This is a genomic window from Synechococcus sp. MIT S9508, from assembly GCF_047303045.1.
Lineage (GTDB): Bacteria > Cyanobacteriota > Cyanobacteriia > PCC-6307 > Cyanobiaceae > Synechococcus_C.
In genome coordinates, this window is sequence record NZ_CP138941.1 from 263,730 (window position 1) to 281,710 (window position 17,981).

The window sequence follows — 17,981 nt, forward strand, 5'->3', positions numbered from 1 at the left end:
TCCAGGACGGCATGACTGAAACCAGCGCGTGGTGGCAACGCAAGCCCCTGTGGATCGGCGCAGGCCCATTGCTGGTATTTCTCGTGGTCGCAGCCGTTGACCTCAAACTGGCGCAGCATTTCACCAGCTCAGGCAAGGCCATTGTGAGCAACGCTCTCGGCGGCCTCTGGCAGTGGATGGTGCTGTTGCTGTTTGTGATTGCCATCGTGATGGCCATCAGCCCGATCGGGAGCTTGCGCCTGGGAGGTGCTGAAGCCAAACCGAGCCTGAAATTCTTCGACTGGTGTGCTGTGCTGATTTGCACGCTGCTGGCCGGCGGAGGTGTGTTCTGGTCTGCAGCCGAACCGCTGTTTCACTTCCGGGATCCCGCGCCCTATTTCGTTGGAGTCGAGGGATCGACCGCAGCTGCGGTTGATCCCTCCTTAGCCGTGAGCTTCCTGCACTGGGGATTCCTGGCCTGGGCTCTGGTGGCAACAACGGTGACGATCACACTCTCGATCCAGGAGCAACGCGGCGAGCCTCTGCGGCCACGCACGCTGCTGGTTGGCATTCTTCCCAGCCGCTGGGTGGAAGGTCCCCTAGGAGACCTCGCGGATGGCCTCTCCGTGGTGGCGGCCATCGCAGGAACCGTGGGACCGCTGGGGTTCCTCTCTCTTCAATTGAGCAACGCCGCAGGGATGCTGCCTGCTTTCACCGACAGCGCCGGGCTCCAATCTCTAGTGGTGGTGCTGCTCACTGCAGTGTTTGCCACTTCCACCGTGAGTGGAATCCAGCGAGGCATCAAGTGGCTATCTGAGCTGAACGTCTGGCTGACCCTTGGTCTTGCCGCAGCTCTGCTGCTGCTGGGCCCAGGGCTTTGGCTGATTCAGCACTTCATCAGCGCATTTGGGCTCTATCTCACCAACCTGCCGCGCATGGCTCTTGCCCCCAACAGCAGTCCAGGCAACTGGGTGAATGGCTGGACTGTGTTCTATTGGGGCTGGTTCCTCGGCTATGCACCGCTGATGGGTCTGTTCACGGCAGGGGTTAGCCGCGGCCGCACTCTGCGCGAACTGGTGCTGGCAGTTGCCATCCTCTGCCCGATCGTGACCAACATCTGGTTCACATTGCTTGGCGGTTCTGGCATGCAACTGGAACTCGCCAACCCCGGCTCCATCAGCGGCCCGCTCACAGCAAGCGGTGAGTCGGCAGCACTACTGGCGATTCTCGGCCAGCTGCCCCTGTCCTGGCTGCTGATTCCTGTTGGCCTTGTGTTGGTGGTGCTGTTCATGGCCACCAGTGCCGACTCCATGAGTTATGCCGCAGCCATGGTGGTTAGTGCGCAGCGGACACCACCAACCCTCCTGCGGTTGTTCTGGGCTCTAATGATCGGCAGCCTCACCCTGGTGTTGCTGCGTATCGGCACCAGCCTTGGCGACAACACCTCGATCAATGCCCTACAGGCCTTCATTGTGATCACTGCCGTGCCGGTCACTCCCCTGGTTCTGCTGAGTCTATGGACGGCACCGCGTCTGGCCTGGAAGGAATGGCGCCAACGGCAGCCGACTCAGAGCTGAAACTGATCCAGCTGGCCATCGCAACGCCAAACAGGGCCAGTGCGCCGTAGATCAGCAGCACCAGCGACAGGTCTCCCTGAGGAGAGGCCTGAAGAATCAACCCAGACACGATCGTCATCAGCCCGCCCATCACTGTGCCTGAGGTGTTGACGATCGAAACGGTCATCGCCGTCTGCCCGGGAGGTGCAGACGCTTCCGAGATCGGGAACGCAAGCACGGACGTACCGATGCCAACACCAAAGCTGAAGGCGGGCAGTATCAGAACCCCCTGCGGCAGCAAGGGCTTGATCAGCAGCAACAACGAGAGCAGCGTGATCACGGTGCCAGTTAGAAGCAGACCACCACGTTGCTGAGGGCGTCCGCCGAGAGCCCCACTGGCCACCATCCCCACCACCAGGCCGATCGACATGATCAGAGTGAGACCTTCCATAAATGAATTGGGCCAGCCCCTCAGGCTTGAGAGCAGGCCGTACTGCGCCATCCCAAACACGAAGCCAAGCCCCCACGCGTAGAGCAAGCAGCACTGAATCAGGCGATTCACTCCTGCCCTGGTCCAGCGCTGAACACGCATGTCCTGCTCTGCCGCTGGCAACTGAGACGGCGCGCGCCGGCGGCCTCCGAGCAGAAGCATCGGCAGGGCCACCATCAGGGCCACTGAAAGCCCCTGAAACAACACCAGGTCACGCCAGCCGGAGCGACCCAGCAGCAGGGGCACCACGGCCGCCAACGCGGCGCCGACGCCCAACAGGCCATCGGTGAATCCCATCGCCAAAGCGAAGCGATCTGCGGGCAGGCTGCGTCGTGCCAGCACCGCCGATGCCGGGAACGCCACCGCACAGGCCATGCCTGTGCCGATGCGCGACAACAGCAGCCCCTGCAGGCTGTTGCTGCTGGCAAACACCAGACTGCAAAAGGCAGCGGCCAATGCAGCCAGCAGCAACCAAAGCTCGACCCTGCCACGGTCAATCAGGCGACCAACGGGCACTTGCACCAGGCCATAGGGCAATAGAAAGCTGCCGGCCACCAGCGCCACCCCTGCCGAATCCAGACGCAGATCCGATCCCAGGGAACCCTCGAAATATTGAAAGCTGGATTCGACCCAGACAAGCCAAACCACGAACAACAGGCTCGTGACCCAGAGCAGTCGATCGCTGCGTCTTGCTTCCATGCCTGACTGCCGACAGCTCAACGTCAGTGTGGGTGAATGGCTCAATTAAGGCAGTAATCCAACGCAAGACTGAGGCTGGCTTTGGGCAGCGGCGCTTCCTCCGGCCTGAACCGAGTTGAGGCATTGACACCCATCGCCGAGAGGCGTGTGCTGGCATGACTGCGTTGATCGATGCGCAGCAATACAACGCGACGTAGCCCCAGGGCAGATGCTGTTCGCTCTGCCTGACTGCGACCGCGCTGCAGAGCTTTCTCAAGCAGTTGGTCTTGTAGACGATCCTGGCCTTCAGCGGATGGCAGGGACGTCATGCCCTGGAGTCGAACACCCGGCAAACGGCCTGCCCGCTGAATCAGGGTGTCGTAGTTACTGCGACCAACTATTCCAGTGATGGTCGTTGCAGCCCGGTAGTCGCTAGATGGCTGAGAACCGGCCATGGCATAGGTGCTTGGAGCAGGAATCACAAGCCTTCCATCGACTAAGGACTCCAACACCTCGCGCAGCCTGGCCTGTCGGCCACTGAGTTTTTGCAACGCCCCCGATGTTGTCGAAGCTTCCGCCTCAAGCCGAAGGTTGAACCGGAAACGATCAGTGCGGCTTTCACCGCTCTCGCGCACATACAGCTGCAAAAGGGTGCCACGGCAAACAGGACCCTGAATCTCAGCTTTGGCCGTTCGAGGAAACAGAGCAGCCGACGGCAACAGCAACAGTGCTGCGAATAACGACATACCTGGTGGTTTCAGTGCAGAAGTGATCACAAACCTGAAAGCAGAGAGACCTTGAGTCGCTGTCTAAGTCAGGCGCCGCCTCAGAACCTTTCCGAACCATTACCAGCGCCCGTTAAAACACCACCACATCAAACTGACTCAGCGGGCATCAACCCAGCTGCCATGGAGGCCGTGGGGGATTGCCAACGGCAGCTCGAACACCGCCAGCTCGCGTAGATTTGCAGCATCAAGAATTACCAGATCGGAACCTTCCCGATCTCCGTTCCAGACCAGTTCCAACACCCAGCCATCGTCTTCAACGCTGGCACCAGGCCTGGGAACCATGAGTGGCTCACTCACAAATCCGTGTGGGACAGCACTCCAGATCTGGCGCTCGCCGCTGACCAGGTCAAGCTTCTTGACCACCTGAAGCGGATCATTACCCTGCTCACGCGCTGCGGCGGCCATCCAGGCGAAGCGACAGGGCAACCCCTCTTTGTCGGGATTCACCATCGCGAACTCACAGCAGCGTTCGCTCAGACGCGTGGTCTGCACCGTGGCGTTCTGCAGGTTGATGCGGCACTGCTCAAGCAGCCCCTCAGGGATCAGATCGAAGTCAACAGCGGCAAAGTCGACATCGGGACCAATCGAGGGGAAATCGCTGTAGTAAATGCTCTCCACCACCACATCTCCCTCCTGTTCCCAGGCGTTGAGGTGGTGAAACACAAATCCCTCGGGTGCATCTAAAATCCGCGGGGCCTCTCCTGCATGGGCGCCACTGTCCCGTGGAATCAACCAGAATTTGGCCTGACCATCCTGCTTCGACTGCAGACACTGGGCCGCACCTTTCTGGCCGAGCACAAAAGGCAGAGGGTTGAAGTCGATCGCGTTTTGAAGAAACACCGCCCAGTTGGGTGTGATGGCGAAATCGTGCAAGAAAGCGAAGCCGTTGAAGCTGTCGCGACGGTCGCTGAGAAGGTCTCCTGCCTTGATCCCGGCGGCAGAATCATCTTCGGTAGCGAATTCCATCAAGCGAATAGTGCTGCGAGGGCCGGTATTGACCCCGAAGGTGACCATGCGCGGCCGATCGTGATGACCGGGATCGAAGCGAGGATGGGCACTGAAGGCCTCGCCTTTCTTCAAAACACCACCCAAAAGGCTGATGCCGTGGGTCTCGAGGGTTTGGGGGTCGAGTGCATGGGGTTCAGCAGCTTCCCAGAGCGCAAGCAGTTGGTCGCCAAGCTGCACAACGCCGGTATTGGCGATGTTTTTCAACCTCAGATCAAAGGCATTGGCCAGCGGACCTCCGGGTTTCTGGCTTCCAAACACGCCTCGGTAAAGCACCTTGCCGGCCGCTTCCTCGGCCTGCCAACCAGCGGTGCGCACAAACCGATTGGTCAGCGAAACACCCTCAGCATTGAACTGAATCGCGGTGATCATGCCGTCACCATCAAAGGGATGGTGCACGCGCTGCCCGTCACGCTCCAGCAGCCCAGGGCCATTGCGGTAGAGGGTTCCCAGTAGCTCGGAGGGCACCTCGCCCCTCGCCGGCTGAAGCGCAACATCAGTGAGCTCCTGCTCCACATTGCGGAAGGCGCTTGCCCATTCCGACCGGTTGAAACGTTCAGCGGCGGTAGCGACGGTCACGGAGAACAACTGCTGTGGTCCCCATCCTCTCGTAACGGACTGTGAAGCGCGACTAAGACTCAGTTCGCTCCAGCCTGCTCGAGCACACCCTTGCTGCTGGGAACCGCTCCAGAGCGCCGAGGGTCGATCTCCGTCGCCATGCGCAAGGCCCTTGCGAAGGCCTTGAAACAGGCTTCAACAATGTGATGGGAATTGGTTCCATCCAGCTGACGGATATGGAGGGTGAGGCCGCTGTTGTTGACCACCGCAACGAAAAATTCCTTGACGAGCTCGGTGTCGTAGCGACCAATCTTCTCTTTCGGAATCGTGAGGTTGTACGAGAGATGGGGTCGACCGGAGCAATCGAGCACGACCTGCACCAGCGCTTCATCCAGCGGCGCGACGAAATGACCGAAACGCACGATGCCGCGGCGATCACCTAAAGCCTGTGCCAAGGCCTGTCCGACGGCAATGCCCACATCTTCATTGGAGTGGTGATCATCGATATGGGTGTCACCCACCGCATTGATCTCCAGATCGATCAGGCCATGGCTGCTGATCTGATGGAGCATGTGATCCAGGAAGGGCACGCCGGTGCTGGCTTGGCACTTGCCACTGCCGTCTAGATCCAGGCACACCTTCACATCGGTCTCACCGGTGACTCGATGGATCTCACCCGTACGCATGCTGTTCAGCTCCGGAGGCGGCGACTTCGCTGTTCCGATCATGCCGAAACAGACGGCGCAGACCAAGGCCCATCAGCGCAGAGTCACATGCCGTTAACGCAGTAGCCGGCATCCACATAGATGGTTTGGCCAGAAATACCACTCGACAACTCGCTCAGCAGGAATGCAGCAGTGTTGCCCACTTCCGTCTGTGTGACGGTGCGGCGCAGCGGTGCTTTCTCCTCCACGTTGTGAATCATGTCGAGGATGCCGCCAATCGCGGAGCTAGCCAGGGTGCGAATCGGTCCTGCACTGATGGCATTCACTCGCACCTGCTTGTCAGGACCGAGCTCGGCCGAGAGGTAGCGCACGGACGCTTCCAGAGCGGCCTTGGCCACACCCATCACGTTGTAGTTGGGGATGGCTCGTTCAGCTCCCAGATAAGTCAAGGTGACCACCCCGGCTTTCTCGCTGAACAACGGCTTGGCATGACGACAGAGGGGAGCCAGGGAATAGGCACTGATCTCGAGTGCTCGGGCAAATCCCTCAGAGCTGGTGGCGCTGTAATCACCGATCAGCTCTTCCTTGCCCGCGAACGCAAGGCAATGCACTAATCCATCGAGGACGCCCCACTTCTGCCGAATCTCTGCAAAAACGGATTCCATCTGATCGGAATCCTGAACATTCAGAGGCAGAAACAAGGAGGGTTCAAGCGGGGCAGTGAGCTCACGCACCTTGGTCTCAAAACGACCTTTGTCGTCTGGCAGATAGGTGATGCCCAGTTCGGCACCCGCCGCTTTGAGCTGCTGCGCGATGCCCCAGGCAATCGATCGATTGTTGGCGATGCCGGTAACGAGGATCTTCTTGCCCGTGAGATCGAGAAGCATCGGACCGGTTGTCGCTGAACTGTTGGGGGATTCTCCACCATCCCCGACCCGAACTCCCAGGAATGGTCGCGTTTGAGCCATTGGATCGACAGGATGACACCGTGAAATCCATCGTCCGGTGCCCCCGCAACCCAGCCCAACATCTCTGTCATGGTCTGAACAGCCAGGGGATCTTCCCAGAAACCTTGTGGACCGCAGAGCCCTCGATCGCCTGCTGGCTGAACAGTTTCCAGAAGCTGGCGGAAGGCTCAGCCCGCTGCGCGGAGGTCGAGACGCCGCAGAGACAACACTGAGTCGGATCGACCCGCGGCGTTACACCAAAAGCCGCAATCACCTCAAAGGCGCAGTGACAGGCCTATCCCCTTACATCCGCCACGGTGTGCTCAGCCTTGCCGAAGTGCGTGACGCCGTGTTCCAGCGCATTCGCAGCCGCGACGAAGGAAGCAAGTTGATCAATGAGCTGGGTTGGCGCGATTTCTGGCAGCGGATGTGGCGCGACCTCGGCGATGGCATCCAGGACAGCCAAGAAGAGCTGAAAACCGGACACGATCCTGCCTCCTATGCCCGAGAGCTCCCTGAGGACATCCGCTCGGGACGAACAGGCCTGGCCTGCATGGATGGATTTCAAAGCGAACTCACCACCCGTGGCTGGCTGCACAATCACGCCCGCATGTGGATGGCGGCTTACGTGGTGCATTGGCGCAAAGTGCACTGGAAGGCTGGCGCAGACTGGTTTCTGGAGCATCTTCTTGATGGAGATCCTTCCAGCAACCATCTGAGTTGGCAGTGGGTGGCCAGCAGCTTCAGCCACAAGCCCTACTTCTTCAACAAAGGCAATCTTGAGCGGTTTAGCGATGGCCAGTTCTGCAGGAACTGCTCCAGCAGCGATCGCTGTCCATTTGAGGGCAGTTATGAGCAGCTGGAAGATCAGCTGTTCGCAAGCCAAGGCGCCATTCGTGATGTTCCCGCCAGACGCAACCGCAACCAGCAGCAACGCTCAGGCCGACAACAGGGTCTGAATCGAAGCGGTCATGCGGCCATGGCCCGACCCAAGCAATAAACCATGCCTATTCAACAACCCGTTATCTGGGTGCACGAGGAAGCCCTCGGTACCAGCAACCCGGTGCTGCTGAAGCAGCCGGACAGCCCAGGCGTCTTTGTGTTTGACACTGAATGGATCCAGGAAGCCTGCATCAGCCGCAAACGACTTGGCTTTTTGTACGAAAGCGCCCTGGATCTACCCATCACCCTGCGCAAGGGCGATGTAGTCAAAGAAGTAATCGCCTTTGCCGAGCGTCACAACGCCGATGGCATCTTGAGCAGCCTCCCTGTCGACCCTCGCCTGGAACGCATCGCTGCAGCCATCGAAAAGCAGTACCCACTGGAACTGCTTGAACCGGAACCATTCGTAACCATGGAGCGACCACCACGGCTTGGACGTTTCAGTCGCTACTGGCGCGAGGCTGAACCGGTGGTCTGGGAAGGCTTCTGAGCGTCACCAAGCAGTTCCTTCTCAAGCCGCTTTTCTTCGGCGGGATCCCTCAGTAGATCGCGCCGCTCATAAGCCGGCAGCTCAACAGGCCTCAACTCCGATGCATCTGTGGGCGGGGGCGTCCAGCGCCAGCGGGCTTCTGGAGCACGCTGCTGACAGAGAGCTTTTAACTGCGTCTGCAGAGCGCGGCGCACATCGCTGCGACGCACAGCAGCGAAAAATTCCTCACGCGGCACTAGCCCTGCACTGAAAGGCGCTGTGCCGTTGCCGTTGAACAGACGTGCAGCATCGGGGAACCAACGCGGCGAGCATTCCGCTGGATCGTCCGTGTCGGTTTCCAGAAAGAAATGAAGACCAAAGCCGTCGGGCTGACTCACAACCGCCAGGCCGTCATGGGGCATCTGCCGCGGCAGCGGAAAAACTTTCCAGCTGGGCCTCTGTGGTCCCGAACAGGCCGTCAGCACCAGAACTAGCGTGAAACCTGAGATCCGACCTGCCTTGGCACGCCTGAGCACGCGTTCTTTGCACCGGAGGGACGGAGTCTGAACCAGGATGAAAGCTGACGCACCATTTGTTGCTCGTTCGCCATGGCTCTCACTCCCTCGACCATGCTGCCCCTTGGCGAGGTGCTGCCCGCCTTCCAGTTGCCGATGGTGAGCGGAAGCTTGAGGGATGGCACTGACGCAGCCACTCTCAGCGACAGCGAGCTGCCCGCACAACCGCTGCTGGTGATGCTGATCTGTGCTCACTGCCCGTTTGTAAAACATGTGGAGCCCGAGCTGAGCAGGATCGCCGAGGACTACGGCCCAGCCTTGACCCTGCTGGCCGTCTCCAGCAACAGCCTCTCCACCCATCCACAGGATGGTCCCGAAGGCCTACGTCATCAGGCAAAACAGCAGCAGTGGCGTTTTCCCTATCTGCTCGATGAGCAGCAGAAACTGGCCAAAGCCCTCAAGGGCGCTTGCACGCCGGAGTTCTATCTGTTCAGACCCGATGAGGCAGGCCTTCAGACCTTGTGCTATCGGGGCCAGCTCGACGGCAGCCGCCCAGGAAACGAGGTGCCATTGGATGGCCGCGATCTGCGCAGGGCACTAGATGCGGTCCTCAATGGCCAGCCTGTCAACCAAGACCAGCAACCATCGGTTGGCTGCAACATCAAGTGGCATCCCGGACAAGAGCCACCGTGGTTCGGGGCACCGGCTTAAGGTGCCACCCATGCAGGTGCCTCCCTTCAGCCTCAGTCAGCAGCTCGCCGACCTGGGGCCGGAACTCGATGAAGCCGCGCTGCGTGTGTTGCGCAGCGGGCAGTACATCGGTGGCACTGAAATCCAATCGTTTGAAACGGCCTTCGGGGCAGTGGTCGGCACTGCCCACGCTGTTGGCTGCAACAGCGGCACCGATGCCCTGATCCTGGCCCTGAGAGCCCTTGGCATCGGAGCTGGTGATGAGGTGATCACAGCCTCATTCAGCTTCTTTGCCACAGCTGAAGCGATCAGCGCTGTTGGTGCGACGCCGGTGTTTGTGGATGTCGATCCACTCACTTACCTGATCGATCTCAATCAGATCACTGCTGCGATCACGCCCGCAACCAAAGCCCTGATCCCAGTGCATTTGTTTGGTCGGCCTGTCGACATGACGCGGTTGATGGCAATCGCCAAAGATCACAACCTTGTCGTTGTTGAAGACTGTGCTCAAGCTACCGGGGCGAGTTGGAACGGACGACCCGTCGGCAGCTGGGGCGACATTGGCTGCTTCAGCTTTTTCCCCACCAAAAACCTCGGCGCAGCTGGTGATGCCGGAGCTGTGACCTGCCACGACGCAGCCCTTGCTCAGCGCATGCGCGAGCTAGCGGTGCATGGCATGCCCCGCCGCTACCTGCACACGGAGCTCGGTTACAACAGCCGACTGGATGCCATGCAGGCCGCAGTGCTCAACGTGAAACTGCCCCGGCTGAACCAATGGGTAGAACGCCGCCGGCAGATCGCCCAGCGCTACCGCGAAGCGCTGCAAGATGTGCCAGGCCTGCTCATCCCCGATTCGTCCGCAGGCAACGGCCATGGCTGGAATCAGTTTGTGGTGCGTGTCACGGTTTGCCCGGCTGACATCTCCTCCAATGCCAACCATCCCCCAAGTGAGTTCGGATTACCCAGCAGTCATTGCCGCGATTGGTTGAAACAGAGCCTGCAAGAGAAGGGCGTGAGCACGATCATCTATTACCCCATTCCCATCCATTGCCAACCGGCCTACGCCAATCAACATCAAGGCACCCGTCTACCGGTGACCGAACAGCTCTGTAGCGAAGTGCTGAGTTTGCCGATCTTCCCGGAGCTCTCCAGCGAACAGCAGGAACAGGTGATTGCCGTGCTTCGCTCGCTGCTCATCCAAACCGCTCCTCTGGATTCGCAAACCTGCAGCGTTGCGGCCTGAACTCAGGAACGGATGGTGGCGTACAGCTGCTTGAAGTGGGCCTGCTGTTTCTTGTGATCAATCAGGAGCTCCGGGTATCCGCGTCGCTCCAGTGCACCGATCTCACCACTGAGCAGATCCTTGGTGTTCACATGGCGCAGCTCAGGTAACCAGTGACGGATGTAGTCAGCTTCAGCGTCGAACTTTGATGCCTGCGTCGCGGGATTGAAAATTCGCAAGGGCTTGGGATCCATCCCACTGCTGGCACTCCACTGCCAACCGCCATTGTTGGCCGCAAGATCGCCGTCCACCTCCAGCTCCATGAAGGCACGCTCGCCCCAGCGCCAGTCGCAGATCAGGTCTTTAACCAGAAAAGAAGCGACGATCATGCGACAGCGGTTGTGCATCCATCCGCTCTGGTTGAGCTGACGCATCGCTGCGTCGATGATCGGCATCCCTGTTTGGCCCTCTCTCCAGAATCCAAACCACTCTTCACTGTTCTCCCAGGGGAAGCGTCGCCATTGCTCGCGATAGGGACCATCCGCCAATTCGGGGAAATGGAACAAGGCCTGCTGGTAAAACTCACGCCAGCCCAGCTCCTGCTCCCACACCGTGATCGCATGCTCCTGTTCATCACTGCGCACGATCTCCTTGGCGCTCTGGGCAGCACACCAAGCCTGCCTGGGACTGATCGTGCCGACACTCAAAGCCGCACTTAAAGATGAGGTCCCCTGCTGCCCAGGGAAATTACGGTCAGGCTCGTAGCCAAGCAGAGGCCCGTCAGCAAACATTGCCAACTGATCCGCTGCCGCGATTTCTCCAGGGCGACAAGGACACAAGTTGGTGCCAGCGAAGCCATGGCTGCTGCGCAGACGCTCAAGCTCTGACTGTCCCTGGGAACAAAGCCGACCAAGGTCTCCTTCTGCAGAGCTGATCTGCTGAAGCTGGGACTGGTTTAAATCCTGCAGGCCTTCTGGAGCTGGTGTGGTGCGTGGGGCGAGCCGTTCGACCTGACCACGCCAATTGCGCAGAAAAGGTCCATACACGCGGTAAGGGTCACCTCCACCGGTTTTGAGCAACTCCGGCGCCACCAGCAGCTGGTCCCAGTCGACCAGCAGCTTGCGCCCATCGGCCTGCAGGGCCTTGGCCACCTGACGGTCTCGCTCGCGGGCATAAGGCTCCACATCGCGACTCCAAACCATGGTGGGTGCGTCCAGGAGGGCCGCCAACTGCGGCAGCAGCACAATCGGATCACCAGCCAGCACCAGCAGGCGACTCCCGGCCTGATGCCAGCGCTGTTGCAGTTCAACCAGGCTTTCCACCAAAAACCACAACCGAGCGGGTGCCATCGGCGGCAGCTGGTGTGGCGGCGTGATCAGAACCGGATCTAGCACATAAACGCCCGTGACAGCCTGGCCCAGTGCCACGGCCGCCTGAAGACCTGAATTGTCCGCCAAACGCAGATCGCGGCGGTGCCAGAACAGCGTGCGAGGGGTACTCATCGGTGGTCGCGAATTCAGAAACCGAGCAACTGCTTGGCCCGATACCAAGCGGTCACGCTTTTGCCATCGAGCCACTCCTCGCCGGAACTCAGGCGAGCATCCAGTTCGGCAGGACTCATCTGCAGAACCTCGAGATCTTCATCGTCATCTCCTGCCGGGGGGTTCTCCAGCGCCGTGAGATCCCTGGCCAGGAAGCAGTGAATCACCTCATCGGAATAGCCAGGGCAAGGCAGCATGGGACCAAGGGCATCCCAGCGAGCGGCGCTATAGCCGGCTTCCTCTCCGAGCTCCCGCTTCATCGACTCCAAAGGATCTTCTCCGTCCTCCAGCGTGCCTGCCGGGAACTCCAGAAGCCTGGCCTGAACAGCAAAGCGGTACTGACGCAGCACCACCACCTGCCCCTCATCGGTGATTGGCACAGCCAGTGACGCGCCTGGATGCTTGATGATCCCGAAACTAGCCTCTACCCCCATGGGCAACCTGATGCGGTTGCGCTCGAAGCGCACTTTTCGCGCATCCAGGGCATCGATGGTCTCCAGCAGCTCGTATGGCTCTGGAGCCGGCAGCGGAGCCATGGCTTCTCACGACAGTGGGCACCAGCATGGCGGGTGAGCGTCAGGATCGACGGACGACCTTCCCTTGTTTCCACATCGCACTGACTGATCAAGCACGGCTGCAGCAGCTGCAGCTCCTCAAGGCCTTAGCGCGGGAGGCGGGCTGGCGACATCTCGCCTTGCAGACCTTGCTGAGCGTGCTCAGCAGCCTGCTCGACATCGCTGGTCTTGGGCTGGCCGTCAGCCTCTTGCTGAACTCGGGGACAGAGTCCGCTGCATCGCCAGATCTACTTAAAGCGCTGCCCTTGTCATCCAGCCTGGCTCTATTGGTGAGCCTGATCCTGGCTCGAGGGCTGATCCAGGCCTGGGTGGCCGTCAGCAGGGAATGGCTGCGCTCCGGTTTCAGCGATCGGCTTCGGCAGCAGTTACTGCATGAGGTGTTCTCAGCCTCCTCCAGGCAACTGGATCAGCTTGGCCGGGGGGATCTGCTGGCGTTGCTGATGGCCGACATCACTCGCTCTGCCATGAGCCTGGATCAGGCCTTGCGCATGGTTCAGGCGCTGCTGGCCATGCTGATTTATCTCATCAGCGTGCTGTTGGTGGGACGCACTGCAGCCTGGCCGCTGCTGCTGGCGCTGGCTGCAACCGCCGGCGCGGCCCTGCTGAAACGATCGGGCAGTTGGGGGCTGGGCCGAATCCAGACTCGCCTGAATGCAGCCCTGCAACGCACCGTGGGGGATGGCTTGCATGGACTCAAAGCCTTGCATGCCGCTGCCGCACAAGACTGGCTGCTGAACCGCTTTGCGCGGGAGACAGCCAAAGGCCGCTTGCTGCTGAAGGAACGGGTACGCAGACGCGCGGGCTACAACGCCTGGCGCGACACCCTGGTGGTCGCGATTGCTGGCCTCTGGATGCTGATGCAGGGGGACGCACTCAAAGCTGAAGTGTTGGCCTCAACACTGGTGCTGGCCTATCGAGCCGGTACATCGCTCAGCGCTGTGGTGCAGGCCCGACGCCTTTGCCTTGGCAGCCTGCCTGGATTCGAGGCTCTGCTTGAGCGACGCCATCAACTGCGGTCCAATCCTTCGCAAACCAATGGGACAACTCTGAGCAAACAATCGCTGCCCACACTCAGATTGGAACACTGGGGCCAGCTTCACTGGCAAAGCACAGACCCTGGAGCAGCTCCGCCCACATCCATCAGCCTTCAAGCAAACCGACTGGTCGTGATCACAGGGCCTTCCGGCTGCGGCAAAACCAATCTTCTGGATCAGATCAGCGGACTCCGAGACGAAGAGAACAGCTGTTGGACGATCCACTGCCAAGACACAACCTTTCAGCTGTCGGGGCTATCGGCTGCCCAGCAGTTACGCGGCCTGATGGCCTGCGCACCACAACATGCCGTGCTGTTTGAGGCCAGCTTGCGCGACAACTTGCTGCTTGGCGCTGATCTTCCCGACAAGACCGTTGAGGAATGGCTGCATCGCCTAGGTCTCAGCCACCTACTGGACAGACAGGAAGGCCTGGATACCCGCATGTCACTGGCCCAGACCCCCTTCTCCGGCGGTGAGATCCATCGACTTGGCTTGTTACGAGCCTGGCTGCGTAGCCGACCGGTCGAAGTGCTGGATGAGCCCACAGCATTTCTTGATGCCAGCGCCAGCCAGCTGGTGCGAGAGGTAATCGCTGAACGGTCGCGAGAGCGACTGGTGCTGATCAGCAGCCACGACCCAGCTCTGATCCAACAAGCTGATGGGGTGATCGACCTGACCTCTTCATTGCTGAAGATCTGACTCAGGACACCAGTCGACTGATCGCTGCATGGCTGCCAGCAAGGGCTCCAGAACAAATTGGCGCAGGTGCAGACGAGGGTGAGGCAGTACCAGCTGCGGATGATCCAGACGCCATTCCCCCCAGAAAAGGAGATCCAGATCGAGAGTGCGCGGACCCCACGGCAGCTCCTTATCTCGATCACGGCCAAAACATCGCTCAAGCTGATGCAGCTCCGTGAGCAACTGCAACGCCGCAGCCTCGGAGGCTGAGCGCTGTACACCTGCGCAGAGCACCACGGCATTGCAGTAGAGCGGCTGTCCTGGTGGCCCGCCCACTGGAGCCGTCTCCAGCAGTGGCGACCAGGAGCAGCGCATCTCTGCTGATGCAGCCCTGCCCCAGGAGATCAAAAGCTGCTCCAATTGAGGACGCAGCGTGATCAGCGTCTGGCGAGGCACACCTGCGGCACTGGGAAGGTTCGCCCCAAGGGCAATTGCAAGGGACTGAGGCTGATCAGCGAGACTGGCGCTCACGCTCAGGGCTGGCAAACATTCATGGTTTCAGGTGGAGGGGTCGCTAGCGGCATGGCCAGCACAGCTGCTCAAGAACAGGCGAGCCGTGCATTCCCACTGGCAGCCATCACTGGCCATGGAACGCTGAAACTATCCCTAATGCTGGCAGCGGTAGACCCCGGCCTGGGGGGCGTGATCATCGCCGGCGGCCGAGGCACCGGCAAATCCGTTCTGGCACGGGGCCTGCATGCCCTGCTGCCACCGATCGAGGTGCTGGATCAAGACAGCGCAGATCTCCCTGCAGGACCGGGGCTCAACCTCGACCCGACCCGACCCGAGGAATGGGATGGGAGCTGGCGAGAGCGGCTGAGCAGCGAGCCACCCTCCAAGGTGATTCCCGCTCCCTTCGTACAGGTGCCGCTGGGCATCACCGAGGACCGACTGGTCGGTGCCGTGGATGTGGCGGCATCACTGGCCAGCGGCAGCCCTGTGTTCCAACCGGGGTTGCTCGCAGAAGCTCACAGAGGAGTGCTGTACGTCGATGAGCTCAACCTGCTCGATGACGGCATCATCAATCTTCTGCTGGCCGCGGTGGGTGCCGGCGAAAACCAGGTGGAACGGGAAGGCCTCAGCCTCAGCCACCCCTGCAGGCCACTGCTGATCGCCACCTACAACCCCGAGGAGGGCAACGTCCGCGACCACCTGCTCGACCGCTTTGCGATCGCCCTCTCAGCCAATCAGTTGGTGAGCACCGAGGAACGCGTGGAAATCACCAATGCGGTTCTGAGCCATGGCCAGTGCAGCCGCAGTTTCTCCGAGCGCTGGAAAGAGGACACCGATGCTCTTGCCACCCAGCTTCTACTCGCTCGTCAGTGGCTGCCGGACGTGCGCATCAGTCGTGAGCAGATCGAGTACCTCGTGACCGAAGCAGTTCGCGGCGGCGTGGAAGGGCACCGATCCGAGCTTTATGCAGTGCGCGTCGCCAAAGCCCATGCGGCCCTCAGTGGCCGTGAACAGGTCGAAGCAGACGACCTGCAGGTGGCTGTGGCCTTGGTGATCGCGCCGCGTGCATCGCAACTGCCACCGCCAGATCAGCAGATGGAGCCGCCGCCGCCGCCGGAACCCCCTCAAGATCAGAACCCACCGCCGCCGGAGGCAGGCGAGCAGAACCCGGAAAACCAGCCCCCTCCGCCAGAAGGGTCTGATCAGGATCAGAACGACCCGACCGAGGAGGCCTCCAACGAAGACAGCGACGACGAAAACTCAGATGATGACGAGTCGGATCAGGACGAGGCACCGCCTTCGGTCCCCGAGGAGTTCATGCTCGATCCAGAGGCAGTCTCGATTGATCCCGACTTGTTGCTGTTCAACGCTGCCAAGAGCAAAAGCGGCAGCAGCGGCAGTCGTTCGGTGGTGCTCAGCGACAGCCGCGGCCGCTATGTGAAACCGATTCTGCCCAGGGGGCCCGTGCGGCGTATCGCCGTGGATGCCACGCTGCGCGCAGCGGCGCCCTACCAGAAGGCAAGGCGCGAACGCCAGCCTGGGCGCAACGTGATCGTTGAGGAAGCCGATCTGCGGGCCAAGCTGTTGCAACGCCAGTCCGGAGCTCTGGTGATCTTCCTGGTGGATGCCAGCGGTTCCATGGCCCTGAACCGCATGCAGAGCGCCAAAGGTGCTGTGATTCGGCTGCTCACCGAGGCCTATGAAAACCGCGACGAAGTGGCACTGATCCCCTTCCGAGGCGACCAGGCCGAAGTGCTGCTGCCGCCCACACGCTCGATCACCGCAGCGCGCCGGCGCCTGGAATCGATGCCCTGCGGCGGCGGATCACCGCTGGCCCACGGACTGACCCAAGCAGCCCGGGTTGGCGCCAATGCCCTGGCCACAGGAGATCTGGGCCAGGTGGTGGTAGTGGCGATCACCGATGGGCGCGGCAACGTGCCACTGAGCACCTCACTAGGCCAACCGGAGCTGGAAGGTGAAGAGAAGCCTGATCTCAAACAGGAAGTACTGGATGTGGCGACGCGTTACCGAATGCTGGGCATCAAGCTGCTGGTGATCGACACCGAACGCAAATTCATCGGCAGTGGCATGGGCAAAGACCTGGCCGAAGCAGCAGGTGGTAAATACGTGCAACTACCTAAAGCCAGCGATCAGGCCATCGCTGCCATTGCCATGGATGCCATCAACGCAGTGACCTGATTCTGGCTACTTCGATCCACCGGTTTGTGCAGGGTAGACCTCCTCGAACAAGGTGCCGAGACCGATCATCACGCTGCGGAGACCCTTCATGAAGCGGGGGTCATCGGTGAGCTGTTCGATATCACCACCAACCTGATCAATGCGTGCGGTGAGCTCACGGGCATTGGTCACAGTCTGCTTCAGATCACTGACTGTTTCTGGGTTGTCGATCGCTCCTGCCAGGTTGTTGATATGGGCAGCAGCATCGGCAGCCTCAGCCGTGGCCCTGTTGAGATTTTCAATGGTGGGCTTGGCTCTGGCCACTTCAGCGCGCAACTGGTGGACGAGCGTGTCGACATTTTCAGCCGCCAGATCAGCTGTGTTGAGAAACTTCGAAGCGTCCTGACTGGTGATCCCGAACTGCTTGGTGGACTCCACCAGTGCTGGAATCAGGTTCGACTTCTGAGCTTCATTGAGCAGCTGCTCAAGGGAGGCTGTCACGGCGGAAAGACTCGTGGCTGACTCTCCTTGGATGGTTGCACCGTTGCAAAGGATTCCGCTATTGCGACAACGGCCTGATTTCGGCTTTGGCGCATTCTTCGGGAGCGGTGAACCGGTTGTGACCAGTTCGACCTGTGAGTCTCCCCCGAGCAGTGAAGCCGAGGAAACGGCAGCCTTCACAGGCAAAGGCAGCTGCAGATCATCGGCATTGATCTCCAACGTTGCCTTCACCGCCATCGGAGTGACGTCGATGGATCGAACCGTGCCGACCATGATTCCGCGGAAGGTGACGGGCGAGCGGGCCGCCAGCCCTGCGGCATTGGCGAAGTCTGCGGTAACAGTCCAGGTCTCCGACCCCAGACGCACACCTCTCAGCCACAGCATGGTGCCGGCAAATCCTGCGAGCGCTCCAACGATCGAAAACCCAACCAGGGCTTCACGGACACTACGGCGCATG

General features: G+C 60.5%; 17 protein-coding genes. 7 read left to right on the forward strand and 10 right to left on the reverse strand.

The annotated features are described in order from the left end of the window. Positions 1-11: 11 nt before the first annotated feature. Entirely contained in the window at positions 12-1,556 is a 1,545-nt protein-coding gene (locus SIB42_RS01485; RefSeq protein WP_067093196.1) for a BCCT family transporter, read from the forward strand. Here SIB42_RS01485 and SIB42_RS01490 read toward each other — a convergent pair. From SIB42_RS01490 to fabI, 5 genes are all read right to left on the reverse strand, one after another. Next, the gene (locus SIB42_RS01490; protein ID WP_413328262.1) at positions 1,471-2,769 is read right to left on the reverse strand and encodes an MFS transporter; all 1,299 of its coding nucleotides are present in this window, start codon (positions 2,767-2,769) and stop codon (positions 1,471-1,473) included. The two genes, SIB42_RS01485 and SIB42_RS01490, sit on opposite strands and share 86 nt — an antisense overlap. Continuing rightward, on the reverse strand, positions 2,766-3,449 hold the full coding sequence (locus tag SIB42_RS01495) for an SIMPL domain-containing protein (protein WP_067093198.1): 684 nt from the start codon (positions 3,447-3,449) through the stop codon (positions 2,766-2,768). The genes SIB42_RS01490 and SIB42_RS01495 overlap by 4 nt, the downstream gene beginning before the upstream one ends. Before the next feature lie 138 nt (positions 3,450-3,587). Next, a complete protein-coding gene (locus tag SIB42_RS01500; protein ID WP_067093338.1) occupies positions 3,588-5,075 on the reverse strand; it encodes a carotenoid oxygenase family protein in 1,488 nt (495 codons plus the stop codon). 59 nt (positions 5,076-5,134) lie between these two features. Continuing rightward, positions 5,135-5,740, reverse strand: coding sequence for an imidazoleglycerol-phosphate dehydratase HisB (hisB, locus tag SIB42_RS01505; protein ID WP_067093339.1), 606 nt, complete (start codon positions 5,738-5,740; stop codon positions 5,135-5,137). 83 nt (positions 5,741-5,823) lie between these two features. Continuing rightward, positions 5,824-6,606: an enoyl-ACP reductase FabI gene (fabI, locus tag SIB42_RS01510; RefSeq protein WP_067093340.1), complete on the reverse strand. Its 783-nt coding sequence runs from the start codon at positions 6,604-6,606 to the stop codon at positions 5,824-5,826. A 118-nt stretch (positions 6,607-6,724) separates the two neighbouring features. Between fabI and SIB42_RS01515 the strand changes: the two genes are divergently transcribed. Together SIB42_RS01515 and SIB42_RS01520 are read left to right on the forward strand one after the other, a co-directional pair. Beyond that, a complete protein-coding gene (locus tag SIB42_RS01515) occupies positions 6,725-7,666 on the forward strand; it encodes an FAD-binding domain-containing protein (RefSeq protein WP_156485120.1) in 942 nt (313 codons plus the stop codon). A gap of 3 nt (positions 7,667-7,669) precedes the next feature. Next, on the forward strand, positions 7,670-8,098 hold the full coding sequence (locus tag SIB42_RS01520; protein ID WP_067093199.1) for a hypothetical protein: 429 nt from the start codon (positions 7,670-7,672) through the stop codon (positions 8,096-8,098). On the opposite strand, the gene SIB42_RS01525 is transcribed toward SIB42_RS01520, so the two are convergent. After that, positions 8,056-8,613: a hypothetical protein gene (locus SIB42_RS01525; protein ID WP_231856328.1), complete on the reverse strand. Its 558-nt coding sequence runs from the start codon at positions 8,611-8,613 to the stop codon at positions 8,056-8,058. The two genes, SIB42_RS01520 and SIB42_RS01525, sit on opposite strands and share 43 nt — an antisense overlap. Before the next feature lie 72 nt (positions 8,614-8,685). On the opposite strand from SIB42_RS01525, the gene SIB42_RS01530 reads away from it, so the two are divergent. Together SIB42_RS01530 and SIB42_RS01535 are read left to right on the forward strand one after the other, a co-directional pair. Then, complete coding sequence (locus tag SIB42_RS01530) at positions 8,686-9,303, forward strand: thioredoxin family protein (RefSeq protein WP_067093200.1); 618 nt, start codon at positions 8,686-8,688, stop codon at positions 9,301-9,303. A gap of 10 nt (positions 9,304-9,313) precedes the next feature. After that, positions 9,314-10,525 carry a DegT/DnrJ/EryC1/StrS family aminotransferase gene (locus tag SIB42_RS01535; protein ID WP_067093201.1) on the forward strand — a complete coding sequence of 404 codons (1,212 nt, stop codon included), beginning with the start codon at positions 9,314-9,316 and terminating at the stop codon, positions 10,523-10,525. 2 nt (positions 10,526-10,527) lie between these two features. Here SIB42_RS01535 and SIB42_RS01540 read toward each other — a convergent pair whose 3' ends face one another. Together SIB42_RS01540 and SIB42_RS01545 are read right to left on the reverse strand one after the other, a co-directional pair. Continuing rightward, a complete protein-coding gene (locus SIB42_RS01540) occupies positions 10,528-12,006 on the reverse strand; it encodes an FAD-binding domain-containing protein (protein WP_067093202.1) in 1,479 nt (492 codons plus the stop codon). Between the two features lie 14 nt (positions 12,007-12,020). Next, positions 12,021-12,581, reverse strand: a complete 561-nt coding sequence (locus SIB42_RS01545; protein ID WP_067093203.1) for an NUDIX hydrolase — start codon at positions 12,579-12,581, stop codon at positions 12,021-12,023. Here SIB42_RS01545 and SIB42_RS01550 point away from each other — a divergent pair. Beyond that, entirely contained in the window at positions 12,554-14,353 is a 1,800-nt protein-coding gene (locus SIB42_RS01550) for an ABC transporter ATP-binding protein (RefSeq protein ID WP_231856329.1), read from the forward strand. The two genes, SIB42_RS01545 and SIB42_RS01550, sit on opposite strands and share 28 nt — an antisense overlap. On the opposite strand, the gene folK is transcribed toward SIB42_RS01550, so the two are convergent. Then, the gene (gene folK / locus SIB42_RS01555; RefSeq protein ID WP_067093344.1) at positions 14,336-14,863 is read right to left on the reverse strand and encodes a 2-amino-4-hydroxy-6-hydroxymethyldihydropteridine diphosphokinase; all 528 of its coding nucleotides are present in this window, start codon (positions 14,861-14,863) and stop codon (positions 14,336-14,338) included. The genes SIB42_RS01550 and folK overlap by 18 nt on opposite strands. A gap of 21 nt (positions 14,864-14,884) precedes the next feature. Between folK and SIB42_RS01560 the strand changes: the two genes are divergently transcribed. Then, positions 14,885-17,044, forward strand: coding sequence for a magnesium chelatase subunit D family protein (locus SIB42_RS01560; RefSeq protein WP_067093204.1), 2,160 nt, complete (start codon positions 14,885-14,887; stop codon positions 17,042-17,044). A gap of 6 nt (positions 17,045-17,050) precedes the next feature. Here SIB42_RS01560 and SIB42_RS01565 read toward each other — a convergent pair whose 3' ends face one another. Continuing rightward, complete coding sequence (locus SIB42_RS01565) at positions 17,051-17,980, reverse strand: MlaD family protein (RefSeq protein ID WP_067093205.1); 930 nt, start codon at positions 17,978-17,980, stop codon at positions 17,051-17,053. Between the last annotated feature and the right edge of the window lies 1 nt (position 17,981).